The organism is Pandoraea capi (assembly GCF_902459735.1).
Taxonomy (GTDB): Bacteria; Pseudomonadota; Gammaproteobacteria; order Burkholderiales; family Burkholderiaceae; genus Pandoraea; species Pandoraea capi.
Window position 1 is genome coordinate 285,035 of record NZ_CABPRV010000005.1, and the last position, 25,010, is coordinate 310,044.

Consider the following 25,010-nt stretch of genomic DNA (forward strand, 5'->3'; position numbering starts at 1 on the left):
TGGTAAGGCGTCTGTGTGAGCTTCGTGCGTGAGTGAAAAGCACAACCCTGTACGAAGCTGCTTGCTCTCCTCATGTGCGGAACGCAAAACGGGCGTCGACTTTCGTCAGACGCCCGTTTTTCATCGATACGCTCGCCGAGTGTCAGCTTGCCGACATACCGCTATGGCGAAGCAGCGCATCCACTTGCGGAGCGCGGCCGCGGAAGGCAACGAACGACTCCATGGCCTCCCGGCTTCCGCCCACAGCAAGAATCTCATCGCGGTAGCGCGCACCGGTCGCGGTATCCAGTACCGATCCACTGACTTTGGCTGCTTCTTCGAACGCCGAGTAAGCATCTGCGGACAGTACTTCTGCCCACTTGTAGCTGTAATACCCTGCCGCATAACCGCCGGCGAAGATATGGCTGAACGTGTTCGGCCAACGCGAAAACTCTGCCTGTGGCGTCACATGCAAACGATCGTTGATGCGGCGTGCAACCTCGAGCACAGACTCCTTGCCGCGCGGATCGAAGTCATAGTGCAGGTGCATATCGAAGTCGGAGAAGACGATCTGACGCAGCATCATCAATCCGCTCTGGAAATTGCGTGCCGCGATCATCTTGTCGAACAGCTCGCGAGGCAACGGAGCGCCGGTTTCGACATGTGCCGTCATGTGTTCGAGCACATCCCATTCCCAGCAGAAGTTCTCCATGAACTGCGACGGCAACTCCACCGCATCCCATTCGACACCGTTGATGCCTGCGACACCGGCATCTTCGACCTGCGTCAGCATGTGATGCAGGCCGTGGCCGAATTCGTGGAACAGCGTGATGACGTCGTCGTGCGGCAGTAATGCAGGCTTGTCACCAACCGGTGCCGGGAAATTGCAGACGAGATAGGCGACAGGCGTTTGCAGCGAGCCATCATGCAGGCGCTTGCGCGTACGGGCGCTGTCCATCCATGCGCCGCCGCGTTTGCCTTCGCGAGCGAACAGGTCCATGTAGAACTGCGCGACCAGTTCCCCATCGCGTTCGATGCGGAAGAAGCGCACGTCCGGGTGCCAGGTTTCGGCGTCTTGCGGGCGGATCGTGACGCCGAACAAAGTGCCGGCGACACGGAACAGACCGTCCAGTACTTTGGGCAGGGGGAAGTATTGGCGAACTTCCGTTTCCGAGAAGGCGTAACGCTCCTGACGCAGTTTCTCCGACGCGTAAGCGGTGTCCCAAGGTTGCAGTTTGTCGATGCCGAGCGCCTTGGCGGCAAAAGCCTGAAGCGCTTCCCAATCCTGTTCGGCATAGGGACGCGCGCGGCGTGCGAGATCTTCGAGGAACTCAAGGACTTGTGCCGGCGATTCGGCCATCTTCGGTTCGAGCGATACCTCGGCGTAATTCTTGAAGCCGAGCATTTGCGCCTCTTCTCGACGCAGCGCCAACTGCTCGACGACGATACCGGTATTGTCCCAACCCGCGTCGCCCTCACCAAACTTGGGGCCGAGCTCTGAGGCACGAGTCACGTTCGCGAGATAGAGCTTTTCCCGCAGAGCGCGATTGTCTGCGTACTGAAGGACCGGGAAATACGATGGGAAATGCAGCGTGAATTTCCATCCTTCAACGCCATCGCGCTCCGCAGCCGCACGTGCGGCAGCCTTGTCGTCGTCTGGCAGGCCGGCAATTTCCTGCTCATCGGTGATGACGAGAGAAAACTTGTTGGTGGCGTCGAGCACGTGGTCGGAAAAACGCTTGGCCAGATCGGCTTGCGCTTCCTGAATCTCGGCAAATCGTGGTTTCTGGTCCTCGGGGAGTTCTGCGCCACCCAACCGGAAGCCGCGCATCTCGTTGTCGAGGATTTTCTTGCGCGCGGACGAGAGCCCGGCAAACTCCGTCCCAGCGGCGATCGCCTTGTACTTATCAAACAGCGCGAGGTTCTGGCCAACGCTTGCCGAAAACTCTGTCACGCGGGGCAGATTCTCGCTATAAGCCGCGCGCAGCTCAGGCGTGTCGGCCACGGCGTTAAGGTGTCCGACGATCTCCCACGCGCGGCCCAGACCTTCGGTGCCGTCTTCCACGGCGTCGAGAATATTGGCCCAGGTCGCCGGCGTAGTGGGATCTGCTGCCCGGTCCACCGCTGCGCGTGCCTGCTCGAGCAGCACGTCAACGGCAGGCGTGACGTGTTCCGGGCGGATTTCGGCAAAACGCGGAAGTCCTTCGATATCGAGAAGAGGATTGGTTTGCGGCGTATTCATGCGTTCGTTATCCACTTGAAGGGGCTTACGAAGAGTGTGGGGGCAACCTGTCGAATTTTCCAGTCGTTTTTTTCAACCGAAGCGATTGGTGACAATCGGCGGGAAAACGCTGCCAAACCTTGTTTTGTATGGATTTTCGGCAAAGCAGATACAAAAGGCGTTGAGGTGGGCGCGCAATTTGTCACTCGCCGCAGGCGTGTTTTTCGGGATGTTCCGATGCAATTGCCGGATATTTCGTCGTCAAAACCTGTGGACCGTTTTGAGCCCCAATGAAAAGGGCGCACACGACCGCTCGGTCGTGCGCGCCCTGCCATGCAGCGATATCGTGCCGGTGATCGATGATCAGCCCAGCGCGCGCTCTGCGGCTTCGATCGTATTGACCAGCAGCATGGTGATGGTCATGGGGCCAACGCCGCCGGGAACCGGCGTGATAAAGCCTGCCACTTCCTTGACGCCCTGGAAGTCGACGTCGCCGCACAATTTACCTTCGTCGTCACGATTCATGCCCACGTCGATGACCGCAGCACCCGGTTTGACCATGTCTGCGGTGACGATGTTGCGCTTGCCCACGGCAGCCACGATCACGTCGGCGTTGCGGGTGTGTGCGGCCAGATCGCGAGTCTTGCTGTTGCAAATCGTGACGGTCGCACCTGCCTGAAGCAGCATCATGGCCATCGGCTTGCCCACGATGTTCGATGCGCCAATCACGACGGCGACCGCGCCACGCAGCGGGAATTCCACCGATTCAAGCATCTTCATGCAGCCATAAGGCGTGCACGGGCGGAAGAGCGGTGCGCCGGTCATCAGCGCGCCAGCGTTCGACACGTGGAAGCCATCGACGTCTTTTTCCGGTGCAATGGCTTCGAGCACCTTGTGGCTGTCGATGTGCTTGGGCAGCGGCAGTTGCACGAGAATGCCGTTGATCTTCGGATCGCGGTTCAATTCATCGATACGCGCGAGCAGGGCGCTTTCCGTCAGGTCTGCCGGGTAGCGATCGAGCGACGAATACAGGCCATTGTCTTCGCATGCCTTGACCTTGTTGCGCACATAGACCTGACTGGCAGGATCCTCACCAACGAGGACCACGGCGAGGCCTGGCTGGTGGCCACGGGCAGTGAGGGCGGCGGCGCGCGTGGCGACTTCGGCGCGAATGCGTTTGGCGAGGGCGTTGCCGTCGATGAGGGTGGCAGTCATGATGCGTGGATGTCGTATGAAGGATGGGGGCAGGCCCGCAGGCCGGATGGAGCAGCGCCAGTCACGTGGGTGACATGAGCAAAGACCGTATTATAGCGGCGCGATGGGGCAGGCGGGAGAGGGCTGTCGGCCGTCCCGGCAGGACAAGCGCGGCAAGCACGTGGAAGCGCGGAAGGGAGCGACGGGCGGCTGATGCGCCCGTCGGTGCTGCCAAATCAGACGCCGGTCAACGAATGAGCGCGGCGCCGTTCATGCAACGGCAGTCAAGACTGCGACTGACTCAGGGGCGGGGTGAGCCGCTCGAACGCTTCGACAGCGCGAGACGAAGCAGATCGGCAACGGTGTTGACGTTCAGCTTTTCCATGATGTTGGCGCGATGCGCTTCGACCGTTTTGATGCTGATACCGAGATCGTCGGCGATCTGCTTGTTCAGACGGCCGGCAATAATGCGTTCCAGCACCTGATGCTCGCGGCTGGTGAGCTTTCTCAGCAGTTCCTCTGCCGCTTGCTGTTCCCGATGGCTGCTGGCTTCCTGGCGGGCCTTCGACAGCATCTTTTCGACTTGCAAACGAAGTTCGGCTTCGTCGAACGGCTTTTCGATGAAATCCATCGCGCCCTTTTTCATCGTCTCGACGGCCATCGGCACGTCGCCATGCCCTGTCACGAAGATGATCGGAAGGTTGATGTTTCGCTCGATCAACGCGTCCTGGAGCTCAAGACCACTCATGCCCGGCATGCGGACATCGAGGATCAGACAGCCCACGAGGTTGTTGGGGCGATTGCTCTGGGTCACGTCGCCGCAGAACTGAAGAAAATCGTCAGCACTGCCAAAGCCTCGCACGTGATACCCATTGGCTTCGAGAAGCCAGCGAAGCGAGTCGCGGACAGCCTCGTCGTCATCGACGACAAAGACGGTTTCTTGATCGGTATTGATATTGGGTGTCGTCATAGTCCTCCCCCGGATCCGGATGTCGTATCGCTTTCTAACGGTAACAGAATACAAAAAGTACAACCATTCCGCACGCCGTCGATTTCATTGTTTTCTACCCACAGACGGCCGTGATGCGATTCGATGATCGAACGGCAAATATTCAGGCCCATGCCCATGCCGTCCGACTTAGTACTAAAGAACGGTTCAAACAGTCGTTCGATAGTCGCTTCGTCGACGCCGGGCCCGTGATCGGATACCTGGAATTCGACGGATTTGTCTCGTCTTTCCACGTGCAGGCGCACGGTCGGATCGCGTCGCTGACCGGGCGGCGGCGTATAGCCGTGCATGGCCTCCGCCGCGTTCTTGAGCAGGTTCATCAGGACCTGTTCGATCAGCACCGGGTCGACGTTGATCTGTGGCAGTCCTGCCGGAAGCTCGGTGACGATGCGAATGCGGCGCTTGCGCGCCTCGATCTCGGCGAGGCCCACGGCATCTGCCACGATCTCATAGATCGATGACGGTTGACGTTTCGGTTCGCTACGCTTCACGAATGCGCGAATCCGCTTGATGATCATGCCAGCCCGCACGGCTTGCTGAGACGTTTTTTCGAGCGCAGGCAGTAAGGTTTCTGGCGACGTGCGGCCCGCGCGCACCAGTGCGGCGGTGCCCATGCAGTAATTGTTGATGGCGGCAAGCGGCTGGTTCAGCTCGTGTGCGAGCGAGGAGGCCATTTCGCCCATCGTCGTCAAACGTCCCGTAAATTGCAGGCGTTCTTCTTCCTGTCGGGCCAGTTCTTCCGCGTGGCGTCGCGCTGTAATGTCCGTCGCCACCTGCAACTGCGCGAGGTGTCCGTCGACCCATTGGATGTATTGTCGTCGGACTTCGAACCATTTCTGATGCGTGGGCAGGTAGATTTCCTGCGTTTCTGCGGCCGTATCGGTCAGCGACGCTGCGGGCAGTCCGGCAAACGCGTCGACCATGTCGATGTGGTCGAGCGATGTCGGTGACAGTTCGCCGCCGCCGGACAATTCGAGATGGCCCTCCGGGCGAGTGCCGAACAATTGCCGGTAATAGCGGTTTGCAAAGAGCAGTTCGGCCTTGTCGACGGCGAGCACCGACACCGAGGCATCAAGGCTTTCCAGCACCGTTGTGAATCGTTCGTGGGCGGCGGCGAGTTCTTCGCGCGCCCGCTTGGGTTCGCTGATGTCCGTGAGCGAGGACATCCAGCCGGTCTGGCGACCGTGAGCATCCACGAGCGGCGAGACGAACATGCGCGCGTAGAAAATCGTACCGTCCTTGCGCTGCACCCGAATTTCAAAGCCATGAGACGGCGCTTTGCCACGCAGCGTCATATCGATGCGGCGTTGCATTTCGTGGATATCGTCTTTGGGCCAGTACGGATAGGGCGGTGCACGATTCATGAGATCGGGCTCGTCCCAGCCCGTCATGCGGCAAAACGCCGGGTTCACGTAGGTGATGTGACCCTGAAGGTCGAGCACTCGCATCCCGATCACGATGGAGTTCTCCATCGCTCGTCGGAAAGACGTCTCATTGAACAGCGCCTGCTGTGCCTCGAATCGCTGGCGAGTGTGCCGCCACAGGCTCCAGAGGCTCCACAGCACGAAGCAGGACAGCCCCGCGATCAGCCATACCAGCGTGTTGTTGACGAAGTTACCGACGGCTGGATACGAGTAGATCCGCACCGCGAGACTATGTCCCGGCGGATCGAGCAGCAGTTCGTAGGAGACGTCGCGAGGCAACGGCGGTCGGGTGGAGGTCGTGGCGAGCTCGTTGTTATGCGTGTCGATGAACGACACCTTGAACTTGTCGCCCAGTTCCTGCGGTAGTTCGTGGATCAGTAGTCCTTCGACCGAATAGACCGCGCTGATGGTGCCGAGAAACTCTCGTTCCCGTAATACCGGCACCTGCACGACGATGTAGCTCGCCCCGGAGGCGTCGTAGATCAGGGTGGAATAGGCGGAGCGTCGGGAGTCGCGCGCCGCGCGAAACGCCACGAGGAGTTCGTCCTCCATCGGGTGTTGCGCCGAGCCTTGCAGGCGCGAGGCGAACGGGGAGTCGGCGGGGACGGCCCATTTCGGTCGCTGCGACGCGTCGAGCCAGTTCATGAAGACGATATCCGCATGATTCTGCATCAACTCGCTAGCCGTGTTCTGGAAGTGCGCGACATCCTGAGGTTTGGCAGCCGTGTCGCGCGCAAGGGAACTGATCTGGTCCTGGATGGCCAGCATGTTAAGACGGATCTGCTGCTGCGCCCATGCGACGTTCCGATACAGGGTGTCCTGCTGCTGCTCCGTTTCCCGGCGGTTCAGACTCCACAGGATCAAGCTCATCACCACGAGGAAGATCACAATGGAGACGAGCGGCACCAGCAAGTAGTAATGCGACTCCGCAAACCCCTGCAACCAACGGTTGGAGCGGGCTGGCGTAGCAGCGGACCGGGACGGCGGGGAGGAGTTTGCGAGGCGTGGCGAAAGCATGGCGAGATTGTAGCGCAGGCCAGCCCGTTTCCCGCTGTCATAGTCGGTCGAGCGCTGCTTTTCGGAAGTGTCCGATCTTTTCGGTAAGAATGCCGCTCAAAGTCCTCTCAAGACCGATCGGTACGCTCGATATTCGTGATCTGATGGGGCCGGCAACCCTTTGATTTTATGTGCACTGCAGCAGAATTCCGCATTATGAAAATTGCTATCGTAATCTGAAATTTCGCTTGCGAAGGCGGGAATATCCTTCGTACAATGCCCCGGTAAAAATGCCGGTAGGCCCGTCCATGAAGCGGGTTACGACCATTAATGCCAACCCGCTAACGACAGACAAGGAGACACCATGTCCGCCGTACCTGAAGAAGCCCTGAAGATCGTATCCCCTGCGGACGCCGATCCCCAAGAAACGCAAGAATGGCTGGCCTCGCTCGAAGGCGTGCTGGCTGCCGAAGGCCCGGAGCGCGCGCACTACCTGCTCGAGAAGCTGATCGAGTTCGCTCGCATCAACGGTGAGCATCACCCGTTCTCGGCAAACACCCCCTACATCAACACCATCCCCGTCGACCAGCAAGCCCGTATTCCGGGCGATCAGGACGTCGAGCACACGATTCGCTCGTACACCCGCTGGAATGCGATCGCGATGGTGCTGCGTGCCGGTAAGGACACGAACGTCGGCGGCCATATCGCCTCGTTCGCCTCGGCCGCAACGCTTTACGACGTTGGTTTCAACCACTTCTGGCATGCGCCGTCCGACAAGCACGGTGGTGACCTGGTGTTCGTCCAGGGTCACTCGTCGCCGGGCGTGTACAGCCGCGCGTTCCTGCTGGGCCGTCTCGAAATGACCCAGCTCGAGAACTTCCGTCAGGAAGTGGACGGCGGCGGTCTGTCGTCGTATCCGCACCCGTGGCTGATGCCGGACTTCTGGCAATTCCCGACGGTGTCGATGGGGCTGGGTCCGATCATGGCGATCTACCAGGCGCGCTTCATGAAGTACCTCGAGTCGCGCTCCATCGTGAAGACCGAAGGCCGCAAGGTCTGGGCGTTCCTCGGCGACGGTGAGACGGATGAGCCGGAATCGCTGGGCGCTATCGGCATGGCCGGTCGCGAGCAACTCGACAACCTCGTGTTCGTGATCAACTGCAACCTGCAGCGCCTGGACGGTCCGGTGCGCGGTAACGGCAAGATCATTCAGGAACTCGAATCCGAATTCCGTGGTGCCGGCTGGAACGTGATCAAGGTGATCTGGGGTAGCCGCTGGGATTCGCTGCTGGCCCGCGACAAGCAGGGCTTGCTCATGAAGCGCATGATGGAATGCGTGGACGGCGAATATCAGACGTACAAGTCCAAGGACGGCGCTTTCGTTCGCGAGCATTTCTTCAATACGCCGGCATTGAAGGCCATGGTGGCCGACTGGTCGGATGAGGACATCTGGGCGCTGAACCGTGGTGGTCACGATCCGCACAAGATCTACGCCGCGTATCAGGCTGCGACGACCCACAAGGGTCAGCCGACCGTCATTCTGGCCAAGACCATCAAGGGCTATGGCATGGGTGAAGCCGGTCAGGCCATGAACATCACCCACCAGCAGAAAAAGATGCCGGTGGAGTCGCTCAAGAAGTTCCGCGACCAGTTCAAGCTGCCGATTTCGGACGATCAGATTGCCGACGTGCCGTACCTCAAGTTCGAGGATGGTTCGAAGGAACTGGAGTACATGCGCGCTCGCCGTATGGAACTCGGCGGCTATCTGCCGCAGCGCCGTACCAAGGCTGCCTCGCTGCCGGTGCCGGCACTGAACGCGTTCGATGCACTGCTCAAGGCGACCGCCGAAGGCCGTGAGATTTCGACGACGATGGCATTCGTGCGTATTCTCAACGTGCTGCTCAAGGACAAGGCGCTGGGTCAGCGCATTGTGCCGATCGTGCCGGACGAGTCGCGCACCTTCGGTATGGAAGGTCTGTTCCGCCAGATCGGTATCTGGAGCCAGGTCGGTCAGCGCTACATCCCGCAGGATCAGGATCAACTGATGTTCTACAAGGAATCTGAAAACGGTCAGATTCTGCAGGAAGGCATCAATGAAGCTGGCGGTATGTGCGACTGGATCGCAGCTGCGACGTCGTACTCGACGCACGGCGAGACGATGATCCCGTTCTATATCTTCTACTCGATGTTCGGCTTCCAGCGTATCGGCGATCTGGCGTGGGCTGCTGGCGACATGCGCGCTCGTGGTTTCCTCGTGGGCGGCACGGCCGGTCGTACGACGCTGAACGGCGAAGGTCTTCAGCACGAAGACGGTCACTCGCTGCTGTGGGCATCGTCGATCCCGAATTGCCTGCCCTACGATCCGACGTTCGCGTATGAACTCGCTGTGATCGTTCAGGACGGCCTGCGTCGCATGGTGCAGGATCAGGAAGACGTGTATTACTACCTGACGGTGATGAACGAGAACTACGCACACCCGGCCATGCCGGAAGGCGTGGAGCAGGACATCCTGAAGGGTATGTACGCCTTCCGTCGTGGTACGGACAACAGCAAGGCACCGCGCGTGCAGCTGCTGGGTTCGGGCACGATCTTCAACGAAGTGATTGCCGCCGCTGAAATGCTCAAGAACGATTGGGGCGTCGAGTCGGACCTGTGGAGCTGTCCGAGCTTCACGGAACTGGCCCGCGAAGGCAACGACGTCACGCGTCACAACCTGCTGCACCCGACCGAGACGGCGCGCCTGTCGCACGTTGAGAAGTGCCTCAATGAAACGCGTGGTCCGGTCATTGCATCGACCGACTACATCCGTACCTACGCAGATCAGATTCGTCCGTTCGTCCGCGGCCGCTATGTGGTCCTGGGTACCGACGGTTATGGTCGCTCGGATACGCGTGAAAAGCTGCGTCACTTCTTCGAGGTGGATCGTAACTGGGTCACGGTTGCGGCGCTCAAGGCACTGGCCGACGAAGGCACGCTACCGGCAAGCAAGGTTGCCGAAGCCATCGCCAAGTACAACCTGGATCCGAATAAACCCAACCCGATGACCGTCTAAAGGCCGCTGCATGCAGCGAGCGCCTGTCGGCCGCCCCCCAGCGGCAGGCGGGCGCATGCTGCATGTCAAGCGCAGCCTCGAGGAGACTGTGGAAAATGAGTCAAGTGATCGAAGTGAAAGTCCCCGATATCGGTGACTTCAAGGACTTGCCCGTAATCGAAGTGCTGGTGAAGGCGGGCGACAAGATCGACGCCGAGCAGGCCCTGATCACGCTGGAGTCGGACAAGGCCACCATGGATGTGCCGAGCCCGGCCGCCGGCGTCATCAAGGCGCTTAGCCTGAAGGTTGGCGACGAAGTATCCGAAGGTTCCGTCATTCTGACGCTCGAGACGGCGAACGGCTCGGGCGCGCAAACCAATGGTGCCGCAGCACCTGCGCCTGCTGCTGCACCGCAAGCCGCACCGGCAGCACCTGCCGCAGCGCCTGCACCGGCTGCCGCGCCGGCGGCGCCGCAGGCGACCGGTGGCACGAGCAAGATCGACGTGAAGGTGCCGGATATCGGTGGCTACGACGATGTGCCCGTGATCGAAGTGCTGGTCAAGGTGGGCGACACCGTGACGGCCGAGCAATCGCTGGTGACGCTGGAGTCGGACAAGGCGTCGATGGATGTGCCGAGCCCGGCCGCTGGCGTTGTGAAGGAATTGAAGGTGAACGTCGGCGACAAGGTCTCCGAAGGCTCGCTGATTCTGGTGCTCGAAGGCGCCGCAGCGGCGGCACCTGCTGCATCGGCGAAGGCAGCCGCACCTGCTGCTGCGCCCGCGCCGGCAGCGCAGGCGTCCGCACCGGCACCCGCCGCAACTCCGGCGCCTGCGCCGGTCGCTGCAGCACCTGCCGCCTCGGGTAGTCAGCCTATCAGCCACGCAAGCCCCTCCGTGCGCAAGTTTGCCCGCGAACTTGGTGTGGATGTCACGCAAGTGAAGGGCACCGGTCCCAAGGGCCGCGTGGTGGTCGAAGACGTGCGTAATTTCGTCAAGAGCGCGCTCGCAGGTAATCGCCCGACGGCTGGCGGCGCTGCGCCGGCAGGTGGTGGCGAGCTGAATCTGCTGCCGTGGCCGAAGGTCGACTTCTCGAAGTACGGTCCGGTCGAACCGAAGGCGCTCTCGCGCATCAAGAAGATCTCCGGCGCGAACCTGCATCGTAACTGGGTGATGATCCCGCACGTCACGAACAACGACGAAGCGGATATCGGCGAGCTCGAAGCGTTCCGCGTGCAATTGAACAAGGAAAACGAGAAGGCCGGCATCAAGGTGACGATGCTTGCGTTCGTGATCAAGGCTTGCGTGCTGGCTTTGAAGAAGTTCCCGACGTTCAACGCCAGCCTCGACGGCGACAATCTGGTCTTCAAGCAGTATTTCCACATTGGTTTCGCAGCCGATACGCCGAATGGCCTCGTGGTGCCGGTCGTTCGCGACGCAGACAAGAAGGGTGTCTTCGAGATCGCTCGCGAAACGTCGGAACTGGCGAAGCTCGCTCGCGAGGGCAAGCTGAAGCCGGATCAGATGCAAGGTGGTTGCTTCTCGATTTCATCGCTCGGCGGTATCGGCGGTACGACGTTCACGCCGATCATCAATGCGCCGGAAGTGGCGATTCTGGGTCTGTCGCGTTCGTACCAGAAGCCGGTGTGGGACGAAGGTAAGCAACAGTTCCTGCCGCAGCTGACGTTGCCGCTGTCGCTGTCCTACGATCACCGTGTGATCGATGGCGCGGAAGCCGCTCGCTTCAACGCCTACCTGGGTCAACTGTTGGCGGACTTCCGTCGCGCGATGCTGTAATGGGCACGGGCCGCCGGTAGCGTATCAATGCGCCAGCGGCCCTCGCGCACGCTTCAGGATTCTGGACGGGGAGGGCAACATGACCACCGTGGTAGTCGTCAAGAAGGCAGGTGAGATCGCCATTGCCGCCGATTCGCTCGTCACGTTCGGCGATACGCGGCTTTCGCAATCGTACGAAGAGAACCGCAAGGTCTTTCTTGTGGGCGATTCGTATGTCGGTCTGGCCGGCACGACAGCGCACTTTCCGGTCATGCGCGCTATTCTCTCCGGCATGGCGGACGAATGTCGTCTGCATTCCCGCGACGAAGTCTTTCGCACGTTCTGCCGCGTCCACCAGAAGCTCAAGGAAGAGTATTTCCTCAACACGAAGGAAGAGGAAGACGACCCGTACGAGTCGTCGCAGATCACCAGCGTGATCGCGAATCCGACCGGAATCTACGGGGTCTATTCCTACCGGGAAGTGTTTGTTTTCGATCGGTTCTGGGGCATCGGGTCGGGGCGTAATTTCGCGCTCGGCGCCATGTATGCCCTCTACGACCAGGATCTGAGCGCACGTGCCATCGCCGAGGCGGGCGTCAAGGCGGGCGCAGAATTCGATAAGAGTTCGGCTGGCCCGTTTCAGGTGCATGCGTTTCCGATCGATACCACCATCAAGTCATAAATGCGACAGGGAGACCCCGCATGAGTCTCATTGAAGTCAAGGTGCCGGATATCGGCGCAGAGGGCGTGGATGTCATCGAAGTGATGATCAAGCCCGGCGACAAGATCGCCAAGGATGCGTCGCTCATTACGCTGGAATCCGACAAGGCTTCCATGGAAGTGCCGTCCGAAGTGGCGGGCACGGTCAAGGAAGTCAAGATCAAGGTGGGCGACAAGGCCAGCGAAGGTACGCTGATTGCCATCGTCGAAGCCGAAGACGCAGCAGCGGCCAAGCCGGCGGCTCCTGCAGCCGCACCGGCCGCCGCGCCTGCTCCGGCTGCGCCGGCAGCCGCCCCCGCTGCAGCGAGTGCCCCGGCACCGGTCGCCGCACAGCATACCGGCGGCGCCGATATCGAGTGTGAAGTGCTTGTGCTGGGCGCAGGCCCCGGCGGTTACTCCGCAGCGTTCCGCAGTGCTGACCTGGGCCGAAAGACGGTGCTGGTTGAGCGTTACGCAACGCTCGGCGGCGTGTGTCTGAACGTCGGCTGTATTCCGTCGAAGGCGTTGCTGCATACGGCGGCGGTGCTTGAAGAAGCGCAGTCGCTCGGCCATCACGGCATCTCGTTCGCGAAGCCGGAAGTCGATCTCGATAAACTGCGTGCTTACAAGGAAAGCGTTGTCGGCAAGCTGACCGGTGGTCTGGCCGGAATGGCCAAGATGCGCAAGGTCGAGGTCGTCCATGGTGTCGGTGCATTCCTCGATGCCAACCACGTCGAAGTGGTCGACAAGGACGGGGCCAAGCGCGTGGTGAAATTCGCTCAGGCGATCATCGCCGCGGGTTCGCAAGCCGTGAAGCTGCCGTTCCTGCCGGAAGATCCGCGCATCGTCGATTCGACTGGCGCGTTGGAATTGCGTCAGTTGCCGAAGAAGATGCTCGTCATCGGTGGTGGCATCATCGGTCTGGAAATGGCGACGGTCTATAGCGCATTGGGCTCCGAGATCGACGTCGTGGAAATGCTCGACGGTCTGATGCAAGGTGCCGACCGCGATCTGGTCAAGGTCTGGGAGAAGATGAACGCGAAGCGCTTTGGTCGCGTCATGCTCAAGACCAAGACCGTGGGTGCCGAGGCGAAGGCCGATGGTATCTACGTGAAGTTCGAAGGTGAAGCGGCGCCGGCCGAACCGCAGCGCTACGATCTCGTGCTGGTTGCCGTGGGCCGTAGCCCGAACGGTAAGAAGATCAGTGCGGAGAAGGCAGGCGTGGTGGTCGGCGATCGCGGGTTCATCTCGGTGGACAAGCAGATGCGTACCAACGTGTCGAACATCTTCGCGATCGGCGATATCGTCGGTCAGCCGATGCTTGCGCACAAGGCCGTGCACGAAGCGCACGTTGCCGCTGAGGCGGCCGCAGGTGAGAAGGCCTACTTCGACGCGATCCAGATCCCGTCGGTGGCATACACCGATCCGGAAGTGGCTTGGGCTGGCAAGACCGAAGACCAGTTGAAGGCCGAAGGCGTGAAGTATGGCAAGGCCGTGTTCCCGTGGGCAGCGTCGGGCCGCGCCATTGCCAACGGTCGTGACGAAGGCTTCACCAAGGTGCTGTTCGACGAAGAGACGCATCGCATCGTGGGTGGCGCCATCGTCGGCACGCATGCGGGCGATCTGATCGGCGAACTGTGCCTGGCAGTCGAGATGGGCGCAGATGCGGTCGATATCGGCAAGACGATTCACCCGCACCCGACGTTGGCTGAGTCGGTCGGTATGGCCGCCGAGATCTATGAAGGTGTCTGCACCGACGTTCCGCCGCCGCGCAAGAAGTAATTTGGCGTGAATGCCAGAACGCATCGCCCGCTCATGCAGTGACGGGCGATTGCGGGACGGTGAAACGCGTCCATGCCACATAGTTCTCCTCGCAAGCGCGGGAGGACTGCCGATGGCAGCGTGAAAAAACCGTCATCCCAATCCGGGGTGACGGTTTTTTATTGTGCGATGAGTGTGCCGGGGGGGGGGAGGGGCGCAGGGCGGTTCGGTCATTCGACGACATGGCGATCGCATCGCACACCCAAAAGAAAACCCGGCGCAAGGCCGGGTCCGAAAGGTACCTGCGGTACCGAGGAGACAACTGGGCGTGGCTTCCGCTCGGGCCACCGCTACAACGATGGTGACTTGCGGAGGGCGTCCCTCCTCAATGCAGGGGCGCTATCGATTACTTCTTGGCAGTGGCAGCACGCGAAGCCTGAGCCGCAGCCTTCGAGGCGACGCTGGTCGCAGCAGCGAAGTTCGTTTCGGCGATTTCAACGGCTTGCTTGGTTGCCTTCTGCACGCTGTCGAACGCGCTGTTGGCGGCGGACAGTGCCGACTTGGCCAGCGCAACTGCCGACTCCGAACCGGCCGGGGCGTTCTTGGCCAGATTGTCGAACAGGGCTTGCACGTTGTGCGAGCCTTCCGCCAGTTGGGCTTCGGCGACCTTGGTCACTTCGGCTTGCGTCGACGAAGCGATTTCATACAGGTGACGGCCGTAAGCGAGTGCCTTCTCGGCAGCCGGCTGAACCAGGTTGGCTTGCAGGGCGAGCAGCTCCTGGGCGTCCTTCACTGCGAAAGCCTTCTGTGCGGTCGAGGCGGTCTCGGCCAGCGATGCCTTCACGGCTTGCAGGTTCAGCTCGACCAGCTTCTCAACGCCTTCGAAGGCTTTGTTGGTCAGACCGAAGAGGGTTTCCAGATTGGCTTTGTGGGCGGCAGCGAGTTGCTCGGGGGTCAGAAACGACATGGCGTTCTCCTATGGTGTCTTACACAGCATATGGACCCACTCCGTGTTCGCTCGTTGGTTCTCACCTTATGGCGGTGAAACCACGGTTGGGGCCTTCTCAAATTCGGTGCGATTTCTTTTGTGCATCGCACAATTGCAAGTGTAGAGATATTTTTGTGACTGTCAAGCTATTTTTGTGCGGCGCACAAATTCAATAAAGACTTAAGAAATCAAAAGCTTGGGATCCCGTGGCGACGATGTGACACCGCGTTGCGGCGAATCTGTCATCCGTGGCAAATCGTTGGTGGATGCGGCTTTGCACCGAATTTACCCCATCGATTTGCACCATTCTGGCGCCCCGCGTCCCTTGTCGGGCGATGGTAATATCGATGAGTTCCGGCACTGGCAGGACGGCTACGCGCATGTTACCGACCCTCGTTTAGAGGAAGGCTTCGCGATTGCCGTTCGCCAGTGCCGCTGTCATTCAACGCTTTTCGCGCGCCATCACCGTCGGCCACCTGCATCGATGCAAGCGTTCTACAGCGATCATTTCGTCCTGCCATTGCCGCCGGGTCACCGGTTCCCTATGGAAAAGTACGCGCGCTTGCGCGAGCGCGTTGCGCGTGAATTACCCCAGGTCGAGCTCGCCGAAGCGTTGCCTGCTGACGATACGATGCTCGGTCGTGTCCATTCGGCTGAGTACGTCGCACGAGTAGGTGCAGGTGAGCTGGATCCGAAAGAGCAGCGCAGTATCGGGTTTCCCTGGTCGCTGCAGATGGTCGAACGGTCGCGTCGCTCGGCCGGCGCAACGGTCGCCGCGTGCCGTGCGGCCCTGATCGACGGCGTGGCGGCCAACCTTGCCGGGGGCACGCATCATGCCTACGCTGACCGAGGTGAGGGCTTCTGTGTCTTCAACGATGCCGCCGTGGCGGCCCGCGCGATGCAAGCGGAACTCGGACCGGGCACACGCGTGGCGATCATCGACCTCGATGTGCATCAGGGTAACGGCACCGCTGCCATCTTCGAGCACGACCCGAGTGTCTTTACGCTGTCGCTGCACGGCGAGCACAACTACCCTTTTCACAAGGCGACCGGCGATCTCGACGTGGCATTGCCCGATGGCTGCGGCGACGACGAATACCTCGTCGCGCTCGGCCACGCGCTCACTGACTTATTTGCGCAATTCACGCCGACACTCGCGATCTATCTTGCCGGCGCCGATCCGCTGGAAAATGACCGTCTCGGACGCCTCGCGCTCACGCACGACGGCCTGCTCGCACGCGACCATCGAGTGCTGACGGCGTGCGCAGAGCGCGGTTTGCCGGTCGCGATAGCGATGGCAGGAGGCTACGGACGCGACATCGGGCAGACCGTGGCGGCGCACTTTGCAACGATCCGGCTTGCCAGCCAGTTCGCCCGGATCAACTGGAGCAGCCGTGGCGAAGATCGCGCGTCGTCAGGCGGGATGTACGCATGAGTGAGCCTCGAATGAACCCGTCCCCTACATCCCATCCCGCCGCTGTTGAATCGACGAGGAGCGGGCGAATGGCCATCTGGACGGCGACCATGCCGTGGTGGTTCGTGCTGATCTGGAGCACGGGATTCATCGTGGCCAAGTACGGCATGCCCAATGCCGAACCGCTGACGTTTCTTACCTGGCGCTACGGTTGCACGCTAGTGGTGATGTTGCCGATCATGTGGTTGACGCGCACGCCGTGGCCGATGCGGCATGGGCTGGAGGGGAATGTCCGCGAGGTGACGACAGTTCGCGCCGAGCGCATTGACTGGCCGTTAATTGCGCATCTCGCGATCTCCGGCATTCTGATTCAGGCGGTGTATCTCGGTGGTGTCTGGGCGGCGATCAAACACGGGGCGCCCGCAGGGTTGGCGGCATTGATCGTTGGCATTCAACCGCTTCTGACCGCGCTTTTCGCGCGTGTTGTCGGTGAACCTGTGTCGCGCCGTCAATGGCTGGGGCTGCTGTGCGGCTTCATCGGGGTCGGCCTGGTGGTGGCCAACAAGGTGGGCGTACGCGGCGTCGGGGTGGGGGTGATCGCGCTGTGCGTGCTCAGTCTGGTTGCGATTACGGCCGGTACGCTGTACCAGAAACGCTTTTGCTCGCACTTCGATCTGCGTGTGGGCACGGTGGTGCAATTCGGTGCCGCATTCCTGGTGACGTTGCCCGCCGCATGGGCGCTGGAGACGATGCAGGTGCGCTGGAACGCGGAGATGATCGGCGCTCTGGCGTGGTCGGTGCTTGCGCTCTCCATCGGCGCCATCTCGCTGCTGTTCCTGCTGATTCGTCGAGGGGCGGCGACCAAGGTTTCCAGTCTGATGTATCTGACGCCCCCGACCACGGCCGTCATGGCGTGGTTGTTGTTCGGCGAGACGTTATCCCCGCTGAGTGCGGCGGGGATGATTGTGGCCGCGTTGGGCGTTGCGCTCGTGATCGAGCGCCGGGCGGCGCCCTCGACCTCATGAGCGTCGCGCCACGTCGCTCCCTCTTTGCCGTCAGCCGTCAACGAAGCAACGAAGCGTTATGAAACACCCAGATCCGCGTACAGCCGCTACGTCGGCAACAACGTCCACCGCTGATTCCGCTATCTCTGCAAACGTTCCTGCCATGCCTAACTCCGCTGAGTCCGCTGACGCCTCCCGCGCGTCGAGCGCCACCGATATTTCTAGCGCGTCGAGCGCGGCGAACATCCACGTGCCGCCGGAGGCTGGGGAAAGTACGCATCCCCCGGCTGTCAACGATAACGCGGGGTTGCGCGTGGAATATGTCGACGAGGCCATTCGCAGCCGTCGATCGATTCGTGCCTATCTGCCGACGCCGGTGCCGCAGGCGACCGTGGCGGACATCCTGTCGGTTGCGTCGCGTGCTCCATCGGGCAGCAACATCCAGCCATGGCAGACGTACGCGCTTTCGGGCGATGCGCTGAAGCGGTTGACGTCGCGCCTGCTGGAAGCGTTCAACGACCCGGCGCAGCGATTGATGCATCAGGAGGAGTACGCGTACTACCCACGCGAGTGGACCGAGCCGTATCAGGCGCGGCGTCGCAAAGTGGGGTGGGATCTGTACGGCTTGCTGGGCATCGGACGCGCGGACAAGGCGAGGATGCATGGTCAGCACGCGCGCAACTTCACGTTCTTCGACGCGCCGGTCGGGTTGATTTTCACCATCGACCGGCATCTGGAGCAGGGCAGTTGGCTTGACTACGGCATGTTCCTGCAAGGTGTGATGATTGCGGCACGGGCGCGCGGGCTGGATACCTGTCCGCAAGCGGCGTTTGCCACGTTCCACCAGGTCATTGCCGACGAGCTGCGTTTGCCGGAGACCCGGATGGTGGTATGCGGCATGGCGTTGGGTTACGCGGACCCGAATGCCGTTGAAAACGGTCTCGTCACCGAGCGTGCGCCCCTCCAGGAGTGGGCGCACTTCCTGACCTGACGAATATCAAGCGGTTGGCGTTATTTGGCAAAATGTGGCAAATGTGGAATTGAGCGCGTTGCGCTGCACAAAACTGCCAGATGCCGGTTTAAGTATTTCAGCTAAGTCATTCATATTGCTTATTTTTTCGGAAGTTACTAAACTTCTCCCAAACTCGTTGCCTGCCAACCTTACGCTACTCCCAATCTATGTACGCGATCACCACCCTTGCGCGTCTGTGCCGCTCCCGTCTCTGGGGTGCTGCCGTCGTGGCGATCTCGCTCGCCGCCGGTGCCCCGGCAGTCGTTCACGCCGCCGGTAAGACGAGCGATTGCTCGAAGACGGCCAAGACTGCTGCCCAGAAACGCGCGTGCGCGAATCCCAAGGCGACGAAAGCCGTTGCTACGTCCAAATCCGGTGCCAAGCGTGCCGCCGCCACACCTGCCGCTCGTGAAGTGAAGAGCGCGAAGGTCAACGGCAAGGCACGCAAGCTCGCCGCCGTCGAAGACGACGGGCCCGCAGCGAAAAAGGTCGCCGTCAAACGCGTCGTCTACAAGAACGGCAAGCGCCGTGTCGTGACGTCGTATCGCACCGTCAACTTTGCACCGCAAGCACCGGAGCGTCTGTCGACGGGCCGTGCCTTCGGCCTGCATGAGACGCCCGATGCGCTCGCGCTGCGCTCCTCCGTCGCGTATGTCGTCGACGAACGCACGGGTGAATCGCTGTTCGACAAGAATTCGCAAGCGGTGCTGCCGATCGCTTCGATCTCGAAGCTGATGACGGCCATGGTGTCGCTCGACGCGGGTGTCCCGATGACGGACGTCATGGAAGTGACCGACGAAGATCGCGACTACGAGAAGGGCACGGGCTCGCGCCTGTCGGTGGGCTCGCGTCTGTCGCGCGAAGACATGCTGCACATTGCGCTGATGTCGTCGGAAAACCGTGCGGCTGCTGCACTGTCGCGTTACTTCCCGGGTGGCCGTCCGGCGTTCCTCGCCGCGATGAACGCCAAGGCGAAGCAACTCGGCATGAACGACACGCACTTCAACGATCCGACGGGCCTGTCGAGTCAGAACGTATCGAGCGCGCGTGACCTCGTGAAGATGGTCAAGGCTGCGTATCAGTACCCGATGATTCGTCGTTTCTCAACGGACAGTAACTACGACGTCAACACCGGTCGTCGCGAATTGCATTACGTCAGCACCAACCACCTGATCGGTCATTCGGGTTGGGAAATCGGCTTGCAGAAGACGGGCTACATCAACGAAGCCGGTCAGTGTCTCGTGATGCAGGCGAACGTCGAAGGCCGCCCGGTGATCATGATTCTGCTCGACTCGACGGGCAAGTATTCGCGCTTCGCAGACGCCACGCGCGTTCGTAAGTGGCTGCTGGAAGGTGGCGGCGCTACGCCGCAGCGCACCGCAGGTAACGTGCCGACGGCACAGGTTGCGACCAACAACGGTCACGCGCTGTAATTCGACGCGTCAGCGACCCGGCATCAAAAGAAAGGCGCTCCCTCGGGAGCGCCTTTTGTTTTGCACCTTTTGCTCTACTCCACCGTCGCCATTTGCGACAGGCCGTTCGTGTCTGGATTGGGGGCATGGAAGCCGAGTGACGACGAGATTTGCAGCGCCGTCTCGTTCAGATTCGCGAGCCAGGCATCTTGCAATCGGTCGGCCGGTGCGGATAGCGACAGTCCCGCGACCAGCTTGCCGCTGTCGTCATAAATCCCGGCAGCGATGCATCGCACCCCTAACTCAAGTTCCTCGTTATCGCGCGCATATCCCGATTTGCGGACGTGCGTCAGCTCGCGTTCGAGCTTTTGCAGGTCGGTGATGCTGTTGCGCGTGTGACCCGAGAGTCCGGTGCGTGTCGCATAGGCGCGCACGCGTGAGGCTTCGTCGGCCGCAAGAAACAGCTTGCCGACGGAGGTGAGATGCAACGGCGCGTGGCCCCCGATGGCGCGCACGACCTGCATGCCCGAGCGCTCGCTGTAGGCGCGCTCGATGTAGACGATTTCGTCCCCCTGGCGTACCGACAGATTGACCGTCTGCCCCGTGATACGGTGCAGCCCGCGCATCGGCGTGAGGGCGGCGTCGCGTACCGACAGGCGCGCTTTGACCAGATTGCCGAGTTCGAGCAGACGCATGCCGAGACGGTAGGTCCCCGGATCGCAACGATCGACGAAGCGGCACGCCACCATGTCGTTCAGGATGCGGTGCGCGGTGGATGGATGAAGTTCAGTGGCTTGCGCCAACTCCTTGAGGCTGACGGGATCGGCATGACCGGCAAGTGCATCGAGCAGACGCATCATGCGCTCGATTACCTGAATGGACGTGCGCGACTCCGTGCTTTGACTGGTGTCGTCTTTCATGAGGTAGGGCCGAGTTTCGTATAGCATCAATTCTATATCATATTGTGAAAAATTCGCACCCTTCCTGTAGAGGACTTCTGCGAAAACGCGACGCCGGATGTGACTTCCACAAGGGATGCGTCGAAGTTGCAGTATCTGGGTGCCGAAACCGAAAGTGGCCCGAATCGCGCGTCGCTAGCATGCCTCCCTACTTCATCAACGACGCCTGACCCCTGCGTTGCAACGTGAGTGGTCGACGCGTCAAAACGGAGGTGTTGCGCATGTTCGGGTATGTGTACGCACCGGCGGTCGCGAAGTGGCCAGTGGGGCAGAAGCGGATGCAGCGCGTTGACGCCGGCGTGGGCGCGTCCATTGCCGGGACGCGGGCCGAAATCGCCGGAAGGTTCGCCAGTATCGCCAACGCAAGGTCTCGTCTCGGGATGAGTACCCACGATATCGGTGAGCTGGAGGCGTCTTTTCAGAAGGCATTCAGGAAAGCGACGTCCGGCTACTGGAAGGGTGGGTTGTGGGATGGGTGCTGGCGGTACCGATCGTCGATTGCTCAACACGGGGTGTACTCGCGGGTTCGCGATCAGTTGGAGGTTCGGCATCCGGAGCACCTGACGCCATCCGCGAAACGCTTTCGCGAGATTCTGGCGCGTCTCGACGACGTGCTGCTGAAAGAGGAGGAGGCCATTGAGCATTGCACACGACTACGCGATCGTGCTGCCCAACTGGAAGCCAGGATATTCGCCGGCGTCTGCGACGAGCGAGCGGCCTATGCCGACGTCAAGGCGGATTGCGCCGTGGCGATTGCGCAGATCAGCCGGTGCCTTGCCGATGCCCGCCGAGCGGCAGCGCTGGCGTCCAGGCAGGTCTGGCCCGACAAGAAGCATTACGGCAAGCGATTTTCGCTTTCGGGCGGTTTGTATCTGGTGGCGGCGACTGTTGCGGCACTGGCGCTTGCAAAGGTAGGTCTGGTGATTGCCGTGATCGGATTTGCGGTGACGATGCTCATCCGCATTGTGAGTCTGGGGAGTATCCGCGGATTCGATCGCGAGCGTGGGTGGAAGGCGACGGAGAGCCTGTTGGAGTCAACGAAGCAACTATTACGAAATGAGGAGACGGAAATGAGAACGTATCTTGAGGGTATTCAGGCGAAAACTTCGCAGCGTCTGGACGACATGGTGTGGAATCGTCTCGGCAATCTCATGGAAGGACAGCAGGAGATGTCCCGTGACTTGCGCGGTCTTGAGCACAGAATGTCGGGCGTCGAGCAGAAGTTGGACGGTATGGATCGAAGAATCGGCGACGTCTCTGGCAAGGTGGAGGGGATGGATCGAAGGGTTGGCGGTCTCTCTGACAAGGTGGATGGGATGGATCGAAGAATCGACGACCTCTCTGCCAAGGTGGACGGGATGGGGCGAAGCATTGACGACCTCTCTGCCAAGGTTGACGGGATGGGGCGAAGCATCGGCAACGTCTCTGACACGTTGGGCCGAAGAATCGACGACGTCTCTGAGAAGGTGGACCGAAGAGTCGGCGACGTCTCCGACAAGGTGGACAGGCTGCGCGATTCGCTCACCGACCGGATGGACGCGATGAGCGCCGATCTGCGCGCTGTAGCGGAGGCACAGCGCGCGCATTCGTGTGGCCGGCAGGCGTCGCCGGAAGCTACCGCCCTTGCGTCCGACCGGATGCCGCCGTCGCGCGCGAATTCCTGGGGCTACTACAGCAAGAACGTGCCGCACATGGCATAAGCGCTCACGCGGCATGCGGGAATCCACGCTGGGCCGGTGCGGCCCAGCGACTTATAATGGCGCATTATTCCCGAAAAGAGGATTCCCCCAATGCGCGTCGGACTGTTTGTCACATGTCTGATCGACATGATGCGCCCGGAGATCGGTTTCTCTACGCTCAAGCTGCTTGAGACAGCCGGCTGCGAGGTCGTGATTCCCGATTCCCAGACTTGTTGCGGCCAGCCGGGCTACAACTCCGGCGAGCGGGCCATCGCCCGCGATCTCGCCCAAAAATTCCTCGACGAATTCGAATCCTTCGACTACGTGGTCGTGCCGTCGGGATCGTGCGGCGGCATGGTCAAGGCGCACTACGGCGATCTCTTTGCCGACGACCCCGAACTGATGGGGCGCTACGAACGTCTGCGCCCGCGCGTCTACGAACTGACGGACTTCCTCGTGAACGTGCTTCACATCGACACCGTGCCGGGCGATTACAACGGTGAAGTGACGTATCACGATTCCTGCTCCGGCCTGCGTGAGCTCGGCGTGAAGACGCAGCCGCGCGCGCTGCTGGCGAAAATGCCGGGCGTGAGGATGACCGAGATGAAGGACTGTCAGGCGTGCTGCGGCTTCGGCGGTACGTTCGCGCTCAAGTACGGCAACATCTCGACAGCTATCGTCGACGAGAAGTGCGCCAACATTGCGGCGAGCGGTGCACCGGCTGTGGTGCTGGGCGACCTGGGCTGCATGCTGAACATCGAAGGGCGTCTGCGTCGCACCGGTGATACGAAAACGCGCGTGCTGCACATCGCCCAGGTGCTCGCCGGGGACGCATGAGCGCGATGCATAAACACGCCGCTCTTTTTCCGATCCAACCGATCTCCGGGCCCATGCGCGTTGCTGATGTCGCTGGCGCGTCCGGTCTTCGCTTCTCGTGAGTCGCGATGCAAGTTCAATCGATGCAATTCAAGGCGCGCGCCGGGCAAAAGCTCGCGGACCAGCGTCTGCAAGCCAACCTCAAGAAACTCTCAACCAAGTTCGTGACGGCGCGTGCCGCCGCCATCGAGGAAATTGATTTCGAAGCCACCCGTGAGGCGCTCAAGGAGCGGCGCAATCGTGGCATCGAGAATCTGGACGTCTGGCTGGGCATCTTCGAGCGCGAAGCGACGCGACGCGGCGCCACCGTGCTGTTCGCCGAGTCGACGCAGGACGCCGCGCGTCTGATCGCCGAGATCGCCCGCAAGCACGACGTCAAGAAGGTGATCAAGTCGAAGTCGATGGTCACCGAAGAGCTGCAACTCAACAAGGTGCTTGCCGATATGGGCGTGCAGTCCGTCGAGACGGACCTTGGCGAGTACATCTTGCAGATCAACGACAACGAGCCGCCGTCGCACATCATTGCGCCGGTCGTCCACAAGGACAAGGACGAGGTTGCCGATCTGTTCGCGCGCGTGCACCAGAAGCCGCGTCTGACGGAAATTCCGTTGATGACGCGCGAGGCGCGCGAGATGCTGCGTCCGCAGTTTCTGTCGGCTGACATGGGCGTGACCGGCGGTAACTTCCTCGTGGCAGAGACCGGTTCCGTTGCCGTGGTGACCAACGAGGGCAACGAAGGCATGTGCACGATCATGCCGCGTGTTCACGTCGCCGTGACGGGCATCGAGAAGGTACTCCCGACGCTCGAAGATCTGGCGACCGCCATGCGATTGCTGCCACGTTCGGCGACGGGGCAGGGCACGTCGAACTACTTCTCGTTACTCACCGGCACGCGCGCAGAAGGAGAAGTCGACGGTCCCGATCACATGTATTTCGTGCTCGTCGACGGCGGCCGTTCGGGGCTGATCGGTGGCGCGTTTCAGGAGATGCTGCGCTGCATTCGTTGCGGTGCGTGCATGAACCACTGCCCGGTGTATCAGAAGATCGGCGGCCATGCGTATGGATGGGTGTATCCGGGGCCGATGGGGTCGGTGCTCACGCCGAGCTACGTCGGTCTGGAAAAGACGCTCGATCTGCCGCAGGCGGCAACGCTGTGCGGTGAGTGCAATCGGGTCTGCCCGGTCGGCATTCCGATTTCGGATCTGTTGCGCAAGCTGCGTGAGCGTCAGGTGGATCGCGGGTTGCGTCCGTGGCAGGAGCGCGCGGCGTTGGCGGCGTGGGCATTTGCGGCTCGGCGTCCGCGTCTGTATGCAACGCTCTCGAGCCTCGGGTCGTGGGCGCTGCGGCGGATGGGGCGCGATCGCGGCAGCATCTCGAAGCTGCCGCTTGCCGGTGGCTGGACCGATACGCGTGAGATGCCGGCGCCGAGCGGCAAGACGTTCCGTGCGATGTATCGCGAGCGTCGCGCACCGCGTTGAGTCTGCGACGTAGCGAATTCGCGGCGGCGCTGCCAAAGTGCCTTCGCCGAAATGAAAAAAGCTGGCTTCCTGTGGGAGCGCCAGCTTTTTTTACGTCGCCTG

General features: G+C 61.2%; 17 protein-coding genes. 11 read left to right on the forward strand and 6 right to left on the reverse strand.

Translation table 11 applies throughout. The features are described from left to right. Window positions 1-142: 142 nt before the first annotated feature. The 4 genes from PCA20602_RS13165 to PCA20602_RS13180 form a co-directional block, all read right to left on the reverse strand. Window positions 143-2,221: a M3 family metallopeptidase gene (locus tag PCA20602_RS13165; RefSeq protein WP_150721593.1), complete on the reverse strand. Its 2,079-nt coding sequence runs from the start codon at window positions 2,219-2,221 to the stop codon at window positions 143-145. Window positions 2,222-2,563: 342 nt separating this feature from the next. Continuing rightward, window positions 2,564-3,415 carry a bifunctional methylenetetrahydrofolate dehydrogenase/methenyltetrahydrofolate cyclohydrolase FolD gene (gene folD / locus PCA20602_RS13170; RefSeq protein ID WP_150721594.1) on the reverse strand — a complete coding sequence of 284 codons (852 nt, stop codon included), beginning with the start codon at window positions 3,413-3,415 and terminating at the stop codon, window positions 2,564-2,566. A gap of 280 nt (window positions 3,416-3,695) precedes the next feature. Then, window positions 3,696-4,364 (reverse strand): response regulator transcription factor, encoded by a 669-nt coding sequence (locus PCA20602_RS13175; protein ID WP_069345158.1) that lies wholly within the window; start codon window positions 4,362-4,364, stop codon window positions 3,696-3,698. Further along, complete coding sequence (locus PCA20602_RS13180; protein ID WP_224786829.1) at window positions 4,361-6,844, reverse strand: PAS domain-containing sensor histidine kinase; 2,484 nt, start codon at window positions 6,842-6,844, stop codon at window positions 4,361-4,363. The genes PCA20602_RS13175 and PCA20602_RS13180 overlap by 4 nt, the downstream gene beginning before the upstream one ends. A 343-nt stretch (window positions 6,845-7,187) precedes the next feature. On the opposite strand from PCA20602_RS13180, the gene aceE reads away from it, so the two are divergent. The 4 genes from aceE to lpdA all read left to right on the forward strand — a co-directional run bounded on the left by aceE (window position 7,188) and on the right by lpdA (window position 14,107). Continuing rightward, window positions 7,188-9,875: a pyruvate dehydrogenase (acetyl-transferring), homodimeric type gene (gene aceE / locus PCA20602_RS13185; RefSeq protein WP_150721595.1), complete on the forward strand. Its 2,688-nt coding sequence runs from the start codon at window positions 7,188-7,190 to the stop codon at window positions 9,873-9,875. Between the two features lie 95 nt (window positions 9,876-9,970). Next, complete coding sequence (gene aceF / locus PCA20602_RS13190; protein WP_150721596.1) at window positions 9,971-11,647, forward strand: dihydrolipoyllysine-residue acetyltransferase; 1,677 nt, start codon at window positions 9,971-9,973, stop codon at window positions 11,645-11,647. A gap of 79 nt (window positions 11,648-11,726) precedes the next feature. Next, entirely contained in the window at window positions 11,727-12,308 is a 582-nt protein-coding gene (locus PCA20602_RS13195; RefSeq protein ID WP_047907736.1) for an Ntn hydrolase family protein, read from the forward strand. Window positions 12,309-12,328: 20 nt separating this feature from the next. Beyond that, complete coding sequence (lpdA, locus tag PCA20602_RS13200) at window positions 12,329-14,107, forward strand: dihydrolipoyl dehydrogenase (protein ID WP_150721597.1); 1,779 nt, start codon at window positions 12,329-12,331, stop codon at window positions 14,105-14,107. 385 nt (window positions 14,108-14,492) lie between these two features. Here lpdA and PCA20602_RS13205 read toward each other — a convergent pair whose 3' ends face one another. Further along, complete coding sequence (locus PCA20602_RS13205) at window positions 14,493-15,053, reverse strand: phasin family protein (protein ID WP_069344463.1); 561 nt, start codon at window positions 15,051-15,053, stop codon at window positions 14,493-14,495. A gap of 505 nt (window positions 15,054-15,558) precedes the next feature. Between PCA20602_RS13205 and PCA20602_RS13210 the strand changes: the two genes are divergently transcribed. The 4 genes from PCA20602_RS13210 to pbpG all read left to right on the forward strand — a co-directional run bounded on the left by PCA20602_RS13210 (window position 15,559) and on the right by pbpG (window position 19,937). Then, the gene (locus PCA20602_RS13210) at window positions 15,559-16,509 is read left to right on the forward strand and encodes a histone deacetylase family protein (RefSeq protein WP_150721598.1); all 951 of its coding nucleotides are present in this window, start codon (window positions 15,559-15,561) and stop codon (window positions 16,507-16,509) included. Window positions 16,510-16,577: 68 nt separating this feature from the next. After that, on the forward strand, window positions 16,578-17,513 hold the full coding sequence (locus PCA20602_RS13215) for a DMT family transporter (RefSeq protein WP_150721599.1): 936 nt from the start codon (window positions 16,578-16,580) through the stop codon (window positions 17,511-17,513). A gap of 142 nt (window positions 17,514-17,655) precedes the next feature. Further along, a complete protein-coding gene (locus PCA20602_RS13220) occupies window positions 17,656-18,483 on the forward strand; it encodes a nitroreductase (protein WP_150721600.1) in 828 nt (275 codons plus the stop codon). A 188-nt stretch (window positions 18,484-18,671) separates the two neighbouring features. After that, a complete protein-coding gene (gene pbpG, locus PCA20602_RS13225) occupies window positions 18,672-19,937 on the forward strand; it encodes a D-alanyl-D-alanine endopeptidase (protein ID WP_069344458.1) in 1,266 nt (421 codons plus the stop codon). 74 nt (window positions 19,938-20,011) lie between these two features. Here pbpG and PCA20602_RS13230 read toward each other — a convergent pair whose 3' ends face one another. Beyond that, window positions 20,012-20,836, reverse strand: a complete 825-nt coding sequence (locus PCA20602_RS13230) for an IclR family transcriptional regulator (protein WP_069344457.1) — start codon at window positions 20,834-20,836, stop codon at window positions 20,012-20,014. A 260-nt stretch (window positions 20,837-21,096) separates the two neighbouring features. Here PCA20602_RS13230 and PCA20602_RS13235 point away from each other — a divergent pair, with 260 nt between their 5' ends. The 3 genes from PCA20602_RS13235 to PCA20602_RS13245 all read left to right on the forward strand — a co-directional run bounded on the left by PCA20602_RS13235 (window position 21,097) and on the right by PCA20602_RS13245 (window position 24,908). Then, the gene (locus tag PCA20602_RS13235; protein WP_150721601.1) at window positions 21,097-22,575 is read left to right on the forward strand and encodes a hypothetical protein; all 1,479 of its coding nucleotides are present in this window, start codon (window positions 21,097-21,099) and stop codon (window positions 22,573-22,575) included. Window positions 22,576-22,665: 90 nt separating this feature from the next. After that, window positions 22,666-23,391 carry a (Fe-S)-binding protein gene (locus PCA20602_RS13240; protein ID WP_150721602.1) on the forward strand — a complete coding sequence of 242 codons (726 nt, stop codon included), beginning with the start codon at window positions 22,666-22,668 and terminating at the stop codon, window positions 23,389-23,391. A gap of 107 nt (window positions 23,392-23,498) precedes the next feature. Further along, window positions 23,499-24,908, forward strand: coding sequence for a lactate utilization protein B (locus PCA20602_RS13245; protein WP_069344454.1), 1,410 nt, complete (start codon window positions 23,499-23,501; stop codon window positions 24,906-24,908). Window positions 24,909-25,010 lie beyond the last annotated feature (102 nt).